General features: G+C 43.8%; 12 protein-coding genes. All 12 read left to right on the top strand.

From position 1 onward, the window contains the following. The first annotated feature begins 62 nt into the window (after nt 1–62). The 12 genes from PAEVO_RS25805 (at nt 63) to PAEVO_RS25860 (ending at nt 15,275) form a co-directional block, all read left to right on the top strand. Nucleotides 63–1,052, top strand: a complete 990-nt coding sequence (locus PAEVO_RS25805; RefSeq protein WP_100540370.1) for a tRNA dihydrouridine synthase — start codon at nt 63–65, stop codon at nt 1,050–1,052. A 208-nt stretch (nt 1,053–1,260) separates the two neighbouring features. Then, the gene (locus PAEVO_RS25810; RefSeq protein ID WP_100540371.1) at nt 1,261–2,421 is read left to right on the top strand and encodes a cobalamin-independent methionine synthase II family protein; all 1,161 of its coding nucleotides are present in this window, start codon (nt 1,261–1,263) and stop codon (nt 2,419–2,421) included. Nucleotides 2,422–2,558: 137 nt separating this feature from the next. After that, entirely contained in the window at nt 2,559–2,747 is a 189-nt protein-coding gene (locus tag PAEVO_RS25815) for a hypothetical protein (protein WP_133120356.1), read from the top strand. 109 nt (nt 2,748–2,856) lie between these two features. Further along, nucleotides 2,857–3,666, top strand: a complete 810-nt coding sequence (locus PAEVO_RS25820) for an AAA family ATPase (RefSeq protein ID WP_100540373.1) — start codon at nt 2,857–2,859, stop codon at nt 3,664–3,666. 239 nt (nt 3,667–3,905) lie between these two features. After that, nucleotides 3,906–5,084, top strand: a complete 1,179-nt coding sequence (locus PAEVO_RS25825; protein ID WP_100540374.1) for a DUF4317 domain-containing protein — start codon at nt 3,906–3,908, stop codon at nt 5,082–5,084. Nucleotides 5,085–5,535: 451 nt separating this feature from the next. Further along, on the top strand, nt 5,536–7,749 hold the full coding sequence (locus tag PAEVO_RS25830) for an ABC transporter ATP-binding protein (RefSeq protein WP_100540375.1): 2,214 nt from the start codon (nt 5,536–5,538) through the stop codon (nt 7,747–7,749). 7 nt (nt 7,750–7,756) lie between these two features. Continuing rightward, nucleotides 7,757–8,287, top strand: a complete 531-nt coding sequence (locus PAEVO_RS25835; protein ID WP_100540376.1) for a DUF1854 domain-containing protein — start codon at nt 7,757–7,759, stop codon at nt 8,285–8,287. A gap of 11 nt (nt 8,288–8,298) precedes the next feature. Continuing rightward, nucleotides 8,299–10,527, top strand: a complete 2,229-nt coding sequence (locus tag PAEVO_RS25840; RefSeq protein WP_100540377.1) for an ABC transporter ATP-binding protein — start codon at nt 8,299–8,301, stop codon at nt 10,525–10,527. A gap of 358 nt (nt 10,528–10,885) precedes the next feature. Beyond that, nucleotides 10,886–12,211, top strand: a complete 1,326-nt coding sequence (locus tag PAEVO_RS25845) for an ABC transporter substrate-binding protein (protein ID WP_100540378.1) — start codon at nt 10,886–10,888, stop codon at nt 12,209–12,211. Between the two features lie 176 nt (nt 12,212–12,387). After that, nucleotides 12,388–13,089, top strand: coding sequence for a response regulator transcription factor (locus tag PAEVO_RS25850; protein WP_100540379.1), 702 nt, complete (start codon nt 12,388–12,390; stop codon nt 13,087–13,089). Continuing rightward, complete coding sequence (locus tag PAEVO_RS25855) at nt 13,089–14,492, top strand: sensor histidine kinase (protein WP_100540380.1); 1,404 nt, start codon at nt 13,089–13,091, stop codon at nt 14,490–14,492. The genes PAEVO_RS25850 and PAEVO_RS25855 overlap by 1 nt, the downstream gene beginning before the upstream one ends. Nucleotides 14,493–14,510: 18 nt before the next feature. Continuing rightward, the gene (locus PAEVO_RS25860) at nt 14,511–15,275 is read left to right on the top strand and encodes a hypothetical protein (RefSeq protein WP_100540381.1); all 765 of its coding nucleotides are present in this window, start codon (nt 14,511–14,513) and stop codon (nt 15,273–15,275) included. The last annotated feature ends 117 nt before the right edge of the window (nt 15,276–15,392 follow it).

The following is a 15,392-nucleotide window of genomic DNA, read 5'->3' on the forward strand; positions in this document are numbered from 1 at the left end:
CAGGTTGTATTTACTATTTTGGGATAAAGATTTGTCCTGGTATGTATAGAGGAGTATTGGATATGACAGATAATTTTTGGCGTGATTTACCGCGGCCTTTCTTTATACTGGCGCCCATGGAGGATGTGACGGATGTTGTGTTTCGTCATGTCGTAAGTGAAGCAGCCAGACCGGATGTGTTTTTTACGGAGTTTGCGAATACCGAGAGCTATTGTCACCCGGATGGGAACCACAGTGTGCGCGGACGTTTGACTTTTACAGAGGATGAACAGCCGATGGTAGCCCATATCTGGGGAGATAAGCCGGAATACTTTCGTCAAATGAGTATCGGCATGGCGAAAGAAGGGTTTAAAGGCATCGATATTAATATGGGTTGTCCTGTAGCGAATGTAGCGGAGAATGGGAAGGGAAGCGGGCTGATCTGCCGTCCCGACATTGCAGCGGACATTATCCAGGCCGCCAAAGCCGGGGGACTGCCCGTCAGTGTAAAAACAAGGCTCGGTTTCACGGCCGTAGACGAATGGCGCGACTGGTTAACCCATATTTTGAAACAAGACATTGTGAATCTGTCCATTCATCTGCGAACAAGAGAGGAAATGAGCAAGGTCAACGCTCACTGGGAACTGATTCCGGAGATTAAGAAGCTTCGTGATGAGGTGGCACCCGATACACTGCTAACCATTAACGGGGATATTCCTGACCGTCAGACCGGCCAGAAGCTTGCTGAACAATACGGTGTGGATGGCATTATGATCGGGCGTGGTATTTTTCATAATCCGTTTGCTTTCGAGAAGGAGCCGAAGGATCATAGCAGTGAGGAATTGCTTGATCTGCTGCGACTGCATCTGGATCTCTATGATCAATATTCAGCACAGATGCGGCGCTCCTTCAGCGCTCTTGTCCGCTTCTTCAAAATCTATGTCCGTGGATTTCGAGGGGCAAGTGAACTCCGAAATAACTTAATGAACGCAAAGTCAACAAGTGAAGTACGTGCGCTGCTCGATGAGTTTGGAAGCAAGAATCAAGATGAGGTAGATGAACGCGGAAATTAAATGGACAGACTGGAGAAACAACAGCGCTTCAGGAGAACAAATAACATGTTTGGAAAACATGGCCGACTTGGCTGTGTTTTTTCTTTTGGAAATCTCATCCGTCATTCTTGCTATAGCTTTTAGCTATAACTAGTTATGAGATTTTGGTATGCCTTATAACTCCTCTCGTCGTGATATGATATCGCTATACAACGAGGGGGTTATGTACATGACTGATAAGTTCCAGATCGTAGGAAGTTTGTTGCGGCCCGAAGAGCTGCTGAAATATAAAACGCAAATTGAACATCGTGATGATATCCAGTATCCGTTCTATGAAAACTTCGAAGGGTATGCCGAGTGCGAGACCGAGGCGATCAAACAGGTCGTGAAAAAGGAAATCGAGCATAACCTGTCGGTTATTACGGACGGCGAATTCTCCAAATCGATGTGGCATCTGGATTTTGTATGGGGTTTTGGCGGAGCCCAGCGTTATATCGCGGACCATGGCTACTTTTTCCGGGATGTGGACGGAACCTCGAAATATGAAACACGCAAAGATATTGGCCTGCGCATTACTGGCAAACTGAGCGGAAAGAATCATCACTTCATTAAGCTGTTCAAACAGCTGCAAGATACGGCTGGAGATCAGCAAACGAAACTTTGCGTACCGTCTCCTTCCCATATCTTCGGTGAGCTTTCCTGGTCGGATAACATTGGCGGCACCGATGCGGTATATCAGAACAAACAGGAGCTCAAAGCGGGCCTTGTAAGCGCGTATAAGGAATTTGTGGCGGAATTCGCTGCGGCTGGCGGCAAAATCCTGCAATTCGATGATTGCTTGTGGGAGCTGTTTGCAGATGATAACCCGAACTCTCCGTTTACAGGGGAGCATATTAATCAAGCGGAAGTACAGGGTCTCGCCACCGAATTTATTGATATAAACAATACCGTGATTGACTTCGGTCATAGCCTGGGCTTGAAAATGTGGACACACAACTGCCGCGGCAACTACGATTCCCGCAACATGGGCGGTGGATCTTATGCGAAAATCGCCAACCTGTTCCTGAAGCAATTGAAATATGACCGCTTCTTCCTGGAGTGGGATGATGATCGTGCGGGTTCGATTGAAGCCCTGGAGGTTTTCAAGGACAGACCGGAAACGGAGATTGTTCTGGGCTTGCTGTCTTCCAAAACCAATACGCTGGATGATGAAGCACGCGTCATCCGTCTGCTTGACGAAGCCTCCAAAATCATTGATAAGGATCGTCTGCTGCTCTCGCATCAATGCGGCTTTGCGTCCTGCGATGGCGGTAACGAGCTAAGCGAAGCCGAGCAATGGGCAAAAATCGATCAAGGTCAACAGATTGCCAAGCAATATTGGAATAACTAAATTCGGATATGTATCAGTATCATCTTGTGCTAAAAGGGATGACTCAAAGGGCCGCTAATGGACCCCGCGAGCCATCTCTTTTTGTATGCAGCGTGTTCCTCTGTTCAAAAGCAGAAACTACGAATCAGGTCGTGAATATGAATTGTATGCCTAGCTTCTTCTATACATCAAGCAGGCTGCAAAAGGCCGATTCCGTAGGCGAAGTCGGTCTGAAATGTCGCATCGAACAGGAGAAGCCTTCGCTGATGAAGAAGTTATATACTCCCAGGATGCTCTACCGGAATCATGAGCATGAGGCGATTCGTCTGGCGGCACTGGATATTTAGACCGTGCTTGAATAGAAGGGCTGTTTGGGGTGGATGGTTGCATCCATAGAATAGCCAGGTATGAATATCAAACTTGCATTATTTAATTTTCCGGGAGGTGAGCGAGTTGATGCTATATTTAAGTAACTTCAAACTCTCTTCGACCATTTCCAGCAACCCGAATATATATCCCGATCATGTGTTCAGGCACATGGCAGGGGAAGTTCTGCTGTTTGATCGAATCACGGTATTATACGGCAGTAACGGCTCCGGCAAATCCACCTTGCTGAATCTGATCGCCAACAAATTGGGAATGGCGGGCGCTGAGCGAATGGCCACTTATGGACACAGCATCTATGTTCAGCGGTTTATCGAGGAAAGCAGCTATCAACTCGGGCATGATGATCAGGAGCGTCCCCTATATAAGCTTCCCGATGGGAGCCGGTACGTCAAGTCAGAGGATCTGTTGTATGAAATCAAGAAAATACAGCAGGAAAGCGCGCTTCGCGAAGGGCTGCTGCATGAACAGTTCGTACAGGGAAAGAGCAAGGCTGAGGTAGAAGAGCTGGGGCAGTCGTATGAATTCAAGAAGAAGATGGATATCATTCAATTCGCTCAGGAGAAGTATTCGAACGGGGAAAGCTCGATGCAGTTTTTTGAGGAATATTTGCTTCCCGGGAAACTGTATTTATTGGATGAACCGGAAACTTCGCTTTCGCCGGCGAATCAAATCAAGCTGGCCGAGCAAATGAACGATTTGGCGCGTTATTTTGACAGTCAATTCATTATTGCTACGCACTCTCCTTTTGTTCTGGGTACACTTCATGCGAAGATCTACAATCTCGATGCCAAGATTTTGCAAACGGCAGAATGGTTTGAACTGGACAATGTACAGTTTTTTTACCGATTTTTTCATAAACATCAAAGATTATTTGAATGAATAGGTTCGGGTTTCTAGAAGAGGTATCCTTCGAGTAAAGGATATCTCTTTTTGGTATGGGCTCCCACTAGGTTATGTACTCGACTCAGGTATTTAAATATGCAACAATAGAGGATCAGGTGCACGGGAGAATGGACCTTAGGCACAGCAATGCAAGCCGCAAGATCACTTACCAATTTACGTTCCAATAATTTATACTATATAAGCTAGAATATATCTAAGGAGCTGCCGAATCCGATATGAACAAAAAAGAAGTTGCCAATATACGCAAGCAATTTAAGCTGGATCACGATTTAATGAATATTTACGATATTCTCAATGTCTATATTACGAAGGAAACGAATGAAATCTATCATTGGGAGCGCCTGCCGTTCGAGCTGGTGGATCGGGAGAAGCAAGAGTTATACATGGGTAATTTCAAAAAACTGCTGACCGGCGAACTGGATCAAAAATTGTTCGAATTGAGGTTTCAGGAAGCAGCGGAGGAACCGGCGCAGGTCATGCTCCACCAAGCTCTCGTGTCGGGTGATCCGGAAGAATGGCAGGACTTGATGCTGATGCTGGTGGATCGAATGCTGAAGGATGCCCAATATGAGCGGGATATGGTGGTCACGTTCGTGCGGGGACAGTATTATTTGCCGACCAAGGCGAGAAACGATGAAGCGGAAGAGAGCGAGAAGAACGAGGTGTTCGCCCATCCGTTCATTTTATGCAGCGTGAATTCTACGGAGAAACAACGGAAGACGCTCTTGTTCGATTATGTGGAGCGGGAGTTCAAGTACAATGTCATTGTAGATCCGATTATCAAGTTAAGCACGCCGGAGCAAGGATTCCTGTATCCTAGCGTGACCGACAATTATTCCGATGTGAATCGTATTTTGTATTGTACGGGAAAATCGAATTTTCCGGATCCGCATTTTGTCGCGCAGGTCTTGAACGGAGAAAGATCCGTGACGGCACTTGAAGAGCGAGCGATCTTCGAGGATATCGTCAAGGAAGTGGCCGGCGAACAGCTCGATTCAGCCACCATTGCCCAGGTGTACGAGGAAATCAACCGGGTGATCGAAATGAACGAAGAGACGAAGGAGGAAGAACCTCCGAAGCTGGATTATAAAGATCTGGAGCGCGTATTGAACGCAAGCGGTGTGGAGGACGTAACAACCGAGAAGGTGGAGCGGGCATTCGAAACCATCGTGGACAACAAGAACTATGAAATGAAAGCAACCAGCGTCATGCCGAAGTATACTTCCAAATCCATTAAGATCGAAACCAAGGTAGCTACGATTTCGATTAGCCCGCAGGATTTAAGGTATGTCAAACAGGTGAATTTCCAAGGTAAACGCTGCATCATGATTGAAGTCGACGAAGATGTCGCGATTGAAGGGTTTACGCTAGCTTCAGAGACGCTTTTAAGTTAAATCAGTTCCATTCAGACAAGATCAGGTATCGTACTTAGGAACAGACCTCTATCCCACAGTTGGATGGCGGTCTGTTTGTTTTTTGCCTTTTGGAAAATTCCTTCCTGATTCAGCAATTGTAAGCGCAGAAGAAGAAAAAATGTGAGGTGGGAGCCCTTCCGGATTCTTCGGAAGGGTTCTTTGTTTGCTTGAGCCTCGTGTTTCCTCAGGAATGGAGAGGATACAGGGGAATACCGGAGCAAAGTGATCTATGTCGACCTGGATAGCTGCAAGGCGGTTTTCACCTATGAAGCGAACTTCCTGAACTGGTACGAGCTTTGGCTGGATGTGACCTAAGAACACACACTATCTTCACATCTTAGTTGATAATATATTTACAGGGGATAAATACCTTTTTGACTTCTAATTCAAGGATTATTTCTATACATTGCAATGAAGAAAGGGGGAGCCCATGATCAAGAGTTTACCGCATGAAGTGATTGTCGCGATACAATCTCATGAACCCTATAACGTTATCTATTGGATGTTATGTGATCGAAGCATAGATGGCGAAGGCTACGCACACACGTACTTAATTCTAAGCAAGGAAAAGTTGCTTGTTGTATCTTACCCAGGGGATGAGGCGAATGTAGAGTCCATTGATATTGACAATATTGAAACCGCATTCACCGTCAATTTAATCGCCTCCGGTATCCTTGTTCTAAAAGAGGATGAGGAGCGGGTCATCGGAGCATTTACGAATGGACAGATGGGGAGTGCTGCCAAGTTTGTCTCGATTTTTACTAAGATGAAGAAGAAAGAAGACATTCGCGATGAAGATGTTGAAGATCGTCAGGAGAACATCACTTGTCCAACATGCGGAATGAGATATCCCGAAGAAGGCAGGCCAATTTGTCCGAAATGTATGAAGAAGCATGCCATCTTCTCTAGGCTGCTAAGATTTGCTGGACAGTATAAACTTCTGATGTTTTTCATTGTTCTATTTATGCTGCTCAATTCGGCTACAGGTCTTGCCATACCCTATCTGCAAGGTACGGTATTGTTCGACCAAGCACTTGGGAATACCGGAGACTTCGCTGGACGAATAGGTCTCGTGATCCTACTCATTTTCGGTTTTCGAACGATTTCCTTATTGTTCGGGGTTCTATTTAGCATGATCAATGCCAGATTGGCGGCGAATGTCGTATTTGACTTGAAGGCAAGCGTGTTCGCTGCGATGCAGCGGTTATCGCTTAGTTTTTTTCAGAAAAAACAAACCGGACAGCTCATGACCAGGGTTAGCAATGATGCGCAAGAATTGCAGTATTTTTTCGTAGATGGCATTTCTTACTTTATCGTCAATGCCATGAATATCGTCGGTATTACAACCATTATGTTGATTATGGACTGGAAACTCACATTGATCTGCTTCATCCCGATTCCATTTGTCTTGCTGCTGATCCGATGGGTGTTCCCTAAGCTTTGGCGGTTGTCTTGGCGGAGACACAGACGTGTGAGCATGCTCAACGCCATGATCAGTGATACGATACAGGGTACGCGAGTCGTAAAAGCATTTGGGAAAGAACGTCAAGAGCTTGAGCGTTTCCAGAGAGCAAATTCATCTTATTCTGAATCGGAACAGTCCTTTAACCTGATGAGCAGTACAATCTTCCCGATATTAACGATTGTTACTCAATTCGGGGGCATCTTAATCTGGGCTTTTGGTGGTTGGAGGGTCATGCAAGGTAGTATCTCGTTCGGTGAAATCATGACTTTTGTAAGTTATATTTACATGCTGTACGGTCCACTGCAGTTTATGAATAACATTGTCAATTGGTGGTCCAGCTGTATGAGTGCGGCACAGCGCATTTTTGAAATACAGGATTCCGTTTCCGATGTTGTTGAAAGGGAGGATGCGGTTCCTCTGGAGCGCTTGAATGGTGATATTCGACTTTCCCATGTCACCTTCGGTTATGAGCCGAACAAGTTGATACTGAAAGATGTGTCAATGCATGCAAAACCAGGCCAGATGATCGGTGTCGTGGGACATTCGGGTGCCGGTAAATCCACACTCGTGAATCTGATTTCTCGCCTATATGATGTTACAGATGGTGAAATCGTGATAGACGGAGTTAACGTGAAAGATCTCAAAATCGACACGATGCGCAAAAACATCGGGATTGTGTCGCAAGAACTATATGTGTTCATGGGAACAATCGCCGAGAATATTGCTTACGCTGATCCAGAATGCTCGATGGATGACATCATTACCGCTGCTCGAATTGCGAATGCGCATGATTTCATTGAAAAGCTGCCTGATGGTTATGACACGATCGTAGGTACTGGAGGTCATATTCTATCTGGTGGAGAAAAGCAAAGAATATCCATCGCACGAGCGGTTCTGCATAATCCCAAAATTTTAATCCTGGATGAAGCAACGGCCTCACTGGATACCGAGACGGAACTTCAAATTCAAGAAGCACTTGAAACGTTAATTCAAGGCAGAACGACGATAGCGATTGCACATCGGTTGTCTACATTAAGAAATGCGGATTACTTACTGGTTATGGATGGAGGCAAGGTTGTTGAAGAAGGGACACATGAACAATTAATGATGATAAAAGGCATATACCATGGCTTAGTACAAAAGCATGATGAAGCGCTGAGCATGAGAAGGGTGGGTTAATCTTTTAATGCATATCACGGAACCTAATCAATCCGATTTGTCTGTCGCAGCGGGCATGAATTATTTAACGGCTGATAACACAGTGTTTACAAAAACGAAAGGCCAAATGCTTATGGTTCAAGTGAATGATGAAAAATATCCGGCGGTATATTTGCACTGCTCCTTCCCACACACCAATAGAAGAGAATATATATCGGTTCGCACAAGTGAGAATAAAGAGATTGGCATCATCAAGTCTTTGGATGAAGATTTTCCGAAGAATACCGTTAGCCTGCTTGAGGCGCAAATAAAAATGAGATATTTTGCTCCTGAGATAACGAAACTGATCAGAATTAAAGAAGAATTCGGGTACTCCTACTGGGAGACAGAAACCGTTTCCGGGAGTGTACGGTTTACGGTTCGCAGCGGCGGAGGGAATGTGAAGCTCGTGACCGATCGCAAACTATTAATTATCGATGTGTATGGGAACCGATTCGTCATCGAGGATATCAAGCATCTAAGCGAAAAGGAATATCGACTGGTGGAAATGTATATATAGGGGAGGCTGCGATGAACCTTCAATATAAGCTATCAGAGCAAGATCTTCTAGCTGTTCAGCAAGCCTTAGGAGAAAATATTACGTATTGCGTCCCCGCCGATTTATCGTTTGACAGCCGAAGAACGGATGGTTACTTTGTGATTGGGGAGACCAAGTGGGTCCACGTAGACAATGGGACAGTTACCGAAACCTGTGGTATTCATGAGGCACATGATTATAAGGTTGTTCCTTTAATCGGAAATGTGATGATTGAGGCGACGCATATGCAGACCCCGAGGATCATCATCCGGTGCACGATGCAGCATGCGGCAAGGCTCTCTTACATCGCTCAAATTCTGAATTACATGGCTTCGAACAGTAAGATCCGAATCTACAACAATGAGAGCGAGAGTGTATGTTCACAATGTGGCGGCTACCTTGTTAAAGGTACTAGGTTATGTCCGAAGTGTATGAATAAAGGAGCAGCCTTTAAGAAGCTCTGGGACGTTTCGAAGTTACATTGGAAAATATTGATCACGGCACTCGCCGTTCTATTAATCATGTCGGCTGTTACATTAACGGGCCCTTATTTTCAAAAAATACTCGTGAATTCGGCTTTGCAGCCGCCAGACGGCGTAAACCCAAGTACGCGGATATTTCTAATGGCTATCGCGGGAATTGCATTTGGTTTAGTGGCAGGAGAGCTGTTAGGGGTATTAAGGGGTAGAATTATGGCTCGTGTAAGCTCAAGAATTGCAGCGGATTTGCGTAATCTTGTCTTTGAGAAGATTCAAAGCTTGTCGCTTGGATTCTTAACCTCGCAGCGTGCTGGCGATATCATGAACCGAATTAATTCTGATACAGACCGCATCCGAAATTTGATTCAAGAAGTATTTTCAATGGCTATTTACCAAGTCATTATGCTGGGCGCTGTGAGCTTCCTGCTATTTTATACCGACTGGAAGCTTGCCCTTATTATTATTTTGCCGGCGCCGATCGTTGTATATGTTCAATATTTTGTTTGGAAGGTCGTGCTTAGAAAGCTCTTTCACAAGCAGTGGCGGGTTCATGATAGAGCCAGTTCATTCCTGCATGATGTGCTGAGCGGGATCCGCGTGGTCAAAGCATTCGGTAAAGAGAAGCGGGAGATTAAGCGGTTCAGAGCCTATCATCGAGAGTATGCCTTAGCTACAATCCGAAGTGAAAAAGTATACAGTTATTTATCGCCTATTTCTCATTACTTGATCCAGATCGGACAATATTTTGTATTGCTAGTAGGCTGTAACATGATTCTGGGCGGGAGGCTGTCCCTTGGTGAATTAGTTCAGTTTACGGGTTATGCAGCCATGATCTATGGTCCACTTGGATGGTTAATGAATATGCCTAGATGGATCGCTAACGCCCTAATCTCTGTAGAGCGTGTATTCTCCGTCATTGATGAACAGCCGGAGATCATCGACACGGCGAAGTCCACGAAGCACAGGATCGATGGGATGATAAGCTTTAAGAATGTTACCTTCGGATACCACTCATATGAACCCGTGCTCAAGTCCATCGATGTCGATATCAAGAAGGGGGAAATGATAGGACTCGTTGGTCACTCGGGATCGGGAAAATCTACGTTTATCAATCTCATCTCCCGCTTCTACGATGTCAATGAAGGAACGATAAGCATCGACGGTGTGGATATTAGAGATATCAAGCAGGAGGATTTACGTTCTCAAATCGGGGTTGTGCTGCAGGAGACATTTTTGTTCAGTGGAACGATCATGAATAATATCAAGTATTCAAAACCGGAGGCAACGATGGAAGAAGTGATACAGGCTGCAAAAATAGCCAATGCTCATCATTTTATTAGCCAGTTCCCAGACGGTTATGATACCAAACTGGAGGAGAACGGGAACAACATTTCAGGTGGTGAAAGACAGCGGCTTGCCATTGCTAGAGCCGTGTTGAACAATCCTAGAATCCTAATATTGGATGAAGCAACGGCTTCGCTAGACATCGAGACAGAGTCGGAAATCCAAGAAGCACTGCAGCGTGTCACCAAGAACCGGACAACCATTGCCATAGCACATCGATTGGCCACATTGAAAAATGCGGATCGACTTCTTGTACTGAATAAAGGAATCATAGCAGAAATCGGGACCCATGAAGAATTGATCGAGAAGCAAGGAATATATTACAAGCTGGTAACTGCGCAGCGAAATATGTCTAAGACCCAAACCGAACGGATGCTGGAGCACACCTTACATACTTGATGCATTCGGATACTGCAAGCCCGGCGGATAGCGGCCCTGATCCCAGAAAGATAGAACCTATCCCGGTCTTTGTCGGGATAGGTTTTTTATCCAAAGAGGGGAGTCCGGTCATAAATGCTTGAAGCGATGGAAAGGGAACGAAAGGCGAGTCCTTTGTCCACAGTTATATTAAAAATTCACACGAAACACACATGATAATCACTGGAAATTCACACCGGATTATGAATTTTTTGATACATTATATCTAATCCATTCATCTGACATATCCAAAGGAGGGGACGCGTCACTAAAAGTAGATTCTGTACGATTTAGTGTAAGGGCTTACATCGTGAGCCTACAATTCGAATGGGGGCATTTTATGAAAAAGTTCAAAAAACTACGGTTTATGTTACTTATTTCTACGTTCCTTGTTTCAATCTTTCTCTCTGCATGCACAAGTAGTGGTGAAGTCAAATCGGATGAGAATAAGACAGAAGATGTAACCGATTCAGGTGAGCAAGTGACGATTAAATTTATGACACCTTGGGGTGCGGAAGAAGTTAAAAGCCGACTTTCGGATGCACTAGAGGCAAAATACCCGAATATTAAAATCGAACATATTGGTGCATTTGCATCTGCTGAGAAAATCCAGGAAGCCAATGCCGCGAATAATTCTCCAGATATTATGCTCGTAACCGATCCGTTCGTGACATTAGATGAATTGGAAATGACCTATCCTTTGGATAGTTTAATTGCTGAAAGTAAGCTGGATTTGACTAAATTCCGTGATGGCGCAATTGATGCCATTCGGTTACGTGATCCGGAACAGCAGGGCCGATTACTTGGCTTACCATTTGAAGATGTTGTCGTGAATCTATTCTATAACAAAGATATCTTCGATAAGATGGGGATTGAATACCCAAGTGAAACACCAACATGGGATGAAGTTCTCGATAAGGCAGCGAAACTTGCAGGAAAGCATGGTGACAGCAAATACGTTGGCTTAGCCACACGTGGCCTATCCCAAGCGATGCTTCAGTTATCCGCTCCTGGTACAAATCCGGAAACAGGAGAAATTATGTTTGAGAAAGATCCTGCTTTCGCTAAATATTTTGATTTAATCCATCGTGTCGTGAGTATCCCGGACAATGTTCCCGCTGAATCAGAGAAGGATGATTTTGGCTTTGAAAAAGGGAATGTTGCCATGATCCTGTCCTTTGTAAACAGTGCTAATTTATATGCTCATACAGAAGGTTTGAATTTCGGTATGTCTGCGTACCCAAGCTGGAGCGAGCTTCCGGGTGTATTGCCAAACAACGTACCGCTTACACTGGCTATTAACCCGAACAGTGAACACATTAAAGAGGCGTTTCAAGTGTTAGAATTCGCAGTTTCTGATGAGAACCAGAAGAATTTATCCATTGGCGGAGCTCCTCCAGTGGTTAAGAACGCTGAAATACGACAATATATGGCGGGCGAAGATAATGTAGGCGTTTATAACATTGATGCTGCCTATAAAGGAGAACCGGCTAAACCGGTCTATTCACCTTTTGGTCCAGACATTTTCTATTACGAAGCCAACATTATTGATGATAAGACGGCAGAGTTTATTAAATTGAACGGCAAGGAAGACATAAACACATTTTTACGCAAAATGGTAGAAGAATATGATGCGTTATTGAAAGAGAAAGAGAGCAAGAAATAAAGTCATGCATTATACCAGATTATGATTAAATAAGGAGAAGCAGGCTTGTATAAGAAATGCCTACTTCTTCTTGTTCTTATTTTTAATTCATGCTGCTTATTTTAGGGAAGGCTGTTAGGTGATAGAATATATGGATATTGAGTTTACTAAATTATGGGGGGAAGAAGAAATATAGCATGAACATTTTAATCGTTGAGGATGATGAATCAATTTGCAATATATTACAATCATATCTGGTGAATGAAGGTTGGACGGTATATACCTCGGAAGATGGTAATGATGCCCTGCAAAAAATTCATAACTTTAAAATTGATTTGTTAATTCTGGATTTGATGATTCATGGCATACCAGGGGAAGAAGTTTGTCGGAAAGTAAGAGGGTCTTCCAGCATGCCGATCATTATGATTACATCCAAGGCTCGAGAAATCGATACGATTAATGGTCTTAATCTTGGTGCGGATGACTACATTACGAAGCCTTTCCGTATGAAAGAAGTCATCGCTCGAATTCGAGCTCTGGAGCGAAGAATGAATATGCTCTCTATAAATAGCCGAACTGTGATGCGATTTAACAAAGGAAGACTTCAAATCAACTTTGAATCGAAGGAAGTATATGTAAACGGTAAACTCGTGAATTTAACGGTTACAGAGTTTAAGCTGTTAAGTGTATTGCTCAAAAAACCAAATAAGTTATACAGTCGACAAGATTTATCTTATGAAGTTCAAGGTTATCGAGATATTGGGGACGGGAGAACGACAGATACGCATATTAAAAATATCCGCAAAAAAATTGAAGAAGATCATAAAAATCCGGTTTATATTGTAACTAAAATTGGTGCGGGGTATAAATTTACGTTCCATCCGGATGAAGATTACTAATGGAACTGTGGAATAGATTACGCCAGACCCACTGCATTCTCTTTATCACCCTTAGTTTGACGTCTTTGTTCTTTTTGTTAGCGGCCTATTTCTTATTCCGTGTTTCATTTGATCGTTCCATAGAGGTTTATAAGATGAAGTTTGTAGAGGATCAAACGCAGAAAATTGCCTTTACTTTGCGCACTCATCTAGAACCGGGCAAGCTATCGATCGAGAAGATGGACTGGCTTAAACAGGCAGTTAATGTATATTCAATGAGCGTACGTTATTATGCTCCGGACCATGAAGAAGTGCTGTATGATTCAGGGCTGGAAATTCAGCAATATGGCCGGCCCTTCACGGCGAGCAGTCCGATTTATGTCGATGGCCAGTTAATCGGAGTTTTGGATGCTACGGTTGATTTGGATCATGATTTCAATCTTCCTTCCGTATCGTTTTTTTCGTCTGCTTTATTGGGAGGTAGCGGCGGTGTTGCCATCATCTTATTATGTCTTATAGTAGTTATCTGTTATCTTCTTGCCAAGCGATTGTCGAAGCCGCTTCGTTTAAGCAGCCTTCAGGCGAAACGTATTGCTGGGGGGCATAGGGACACTTTAATTACGGAAACGGGAACGTTGGAGCTGAATCAGCTAATTACTTCGATGAATAAGCTTGTCGTAGATTTGAATAACCAAGAACACTGGCGGGAACAATCGATGCAAGATTTAACGCATGAACTTCGTACTCCGCTAACTTCGATGTTATCCAGAATGGAAGCGCTTATTGATGGGATTTATCCAGCGAATGAAGAGAATTTAAATCGGATTTACGCCGAAATTGATCGGCTATGCCGCCTTGTGGATGATGTGGAAAAATTGTCTGAAGCAGAGGGAGCTAAATTCCAGCTGGATACCGAATTAATCGATATCCGTAATCTGGTGAAGGATGTTTACGAGAATTTAATCTTCTTAGCTAAATCCAAAGATATAAATTTTACCCTGCATACCATCTATACCCCTTGTCACGTGGAAGTAGATCCTGACCGTTTCGTCCAAATTATGACGAATATTATATCCAATGCGATCAAGTATACGGCAATTGGAGGGAGCATCGATGTGGGAGTCACGATTGATCACAAAGAAATGGTTACTATTTATTGTAGAGATAACGGCATAGGGATATCTGAGCATGATTTGCCGCTTATTTTCAACCGGTTTTATCGGGCAGATAAAGCCCGTACTAGAGATACAGGTGGAATTGGAGTTGGATTAAGTATTGCTAAAGCACTGATTGAAGCTCATGGGGGAACTGTTCAAGCAGAAAGTAAGATAGGTGAGGGTTCGATGTTTCGAATTGATATTCCGTTAGTCCGATCGCCCAAAAACGAGCTGCTGGTGAAGTCCTATTCGCCATATAAGTTGTGACGGAGGTTTTACTTCATCATGAAAAAAACATTCCGCTTGCTAGTCAGAAACCCATTAATTATTATGTATCCGATTATTTTGGATGCGCTATCATTCATTATAGGGCTTATGATTGTTGGTTTTATTGGAGTACCTTCACTATCCATACGTCTTATTCTGGAGATGGGGATTCCATCGGTCAGTTATGTGAGTAATATTCCGCAGCTCATCAATCAAATGCAGTTTATGGGTGATACGGTATCCGTGAGAGCGTGGATTCCCGTTATTTTCATGCTGTTGCTGATGGCTTTTGCTCAGGGGGGTTATATCGCTTCTTTGCGTAATGTTGTGGAAGGCAGTCCCATTTCAATCGGCCAATTCATGAAGGACGGCAAAAAATACGCGGTCCGCTTTATCTTCTTGTTTATGATCATAACAGCAGCAAAGACAGCAATTACAACGTTATTGGCAGCGTTTCTAGGTGTTATCGGACTGTTCCTGTCCCTCGTTATATTTGTAGTTCTCCGGATCATCTTTATTTATGTAGAATATTGTATTGTTGTCGATCAATTGAATGTTGATGCAGCGTTCCGTCAGAGCAGACGTTATTTTCAAGCGTCAAGTTTTAACACGTCAGGGATTATTATTGTCATGATGATCAGTTCAGGCGTCATTAGCTTGCTGCTTCACTATTTATGGAGCCCGGCAGCAGTAGTTGTGGCGATCCCTATCTGTGCCGTTGTCATGGGTGTTGTTCAAATTGCCTTCATGCAGCAGTTGTTGTTAAACAAAGCGTCTACATAAATAAATGTAATGAATCCCTGATACATAATTAATCTTTTTAAATAGCAGTAAGGACACTCGTCCTTACTGCTATTTATCGTTATGGATCATCACATGAAATACGCAGCATCTTCACAC

It is taken from the genome of Paenibacillus sp. GM2FR (genome assembly GCF_002803325.1).
Lineage (GTDB): Bacteria > Bacillota > Bacilli > Paenibacillales > Paenibacillaceae > Paenibacillus_AQ > Paenibacillus_AQ lautus.

Excerpts from the sequence above, each read along its gene's own strand:
- PAEVO_RS25805 (WP_100540370.1), top strand. The coding sequence starts at position 63 with ATGACAGATAATTTTTGGCGTGATTTACCGCGGCCTTTCTTTATACTG.
- PAEVO_RS25810 (WP_100540371.1), top strand. The coding sequence starts at position 1,261 with ATGACTGATAAGTTCCAGATCGTAGGAAGTTTGTTGCGGCCCGAAGAG.
- PAEVO_RS25815 (WP_133120356.1), top strand. The coding sequence starts at position 2,559 with ATGAATTGTATGCCTAGCTTCTTCTATACATCAAGCAGGCTGCAAAAG.
- PAEVO_RS25820 (WP_100540373.1), top strand. The coding sequence starts at position 2,857 with ATGCTATATTTAAGTAACTTCAAACTCTCTTCGACCATTTCCAGCAAC.
- PAEVO_RS25825 (WP_100540374.1), top strand. The coding sequence starts at position 3,906 with ATGAACAAAAAAGAAGTTGCCAATATACGCAAGCAATTTAAGCTGGAT.
- PAEVO_RS25830 (WP_100540375.1), top strand. The coding sequence starts at position 5,536 with ATGATCAAGAGTTTACCGCATGAAGTGATTGTCGCGATACAATCTCAT.
- PAEVO_RS25835 (WP_100540376.1), top strand. The coding sequence starts at position 7,757 with ATGCATATCACGGAACCTAATCAATCCGATTTGTCTGTCGCAGCGGGC.
- PAEVO_RS25840 (WP_100540377.1), top strand. The coding sequence starts at position 8,299 with ATGAACCTTCAATATAAGCTATCAGAGCAAGATCTTCTAGCTGTTCAG.
- PAEVO_RS25845 (WP_100540378.1), top strand. The coding sequence starts at position 10,886 with ATGAAAAAGTTCAAAAAACTACGGTTTATGTTACTTATTTCTACGTTC.
- PAEVO_RS25850 (WP_100540379.1), top strand. The coding sequence starts at position 12,388 with ATGAACATTTTAATCGTTGAGGATGATGAATCAATTTGCAATATATTA.
- PAEVO_RS25855 (WP_100540380.1), top strand. The coding sequence starts at position 13,089 with ATGGAACTGTGGAATAGATTACGCCAGACCCACTGCATTCTCTTTATC.
- PAEVO_RS25860 (WP_100540381.1), top strand. The coding sequence starts at position 14,511 with ATGAAAAAAACATTCCGCTTGCTAGTCAGAAACCCATTAATTATTATG.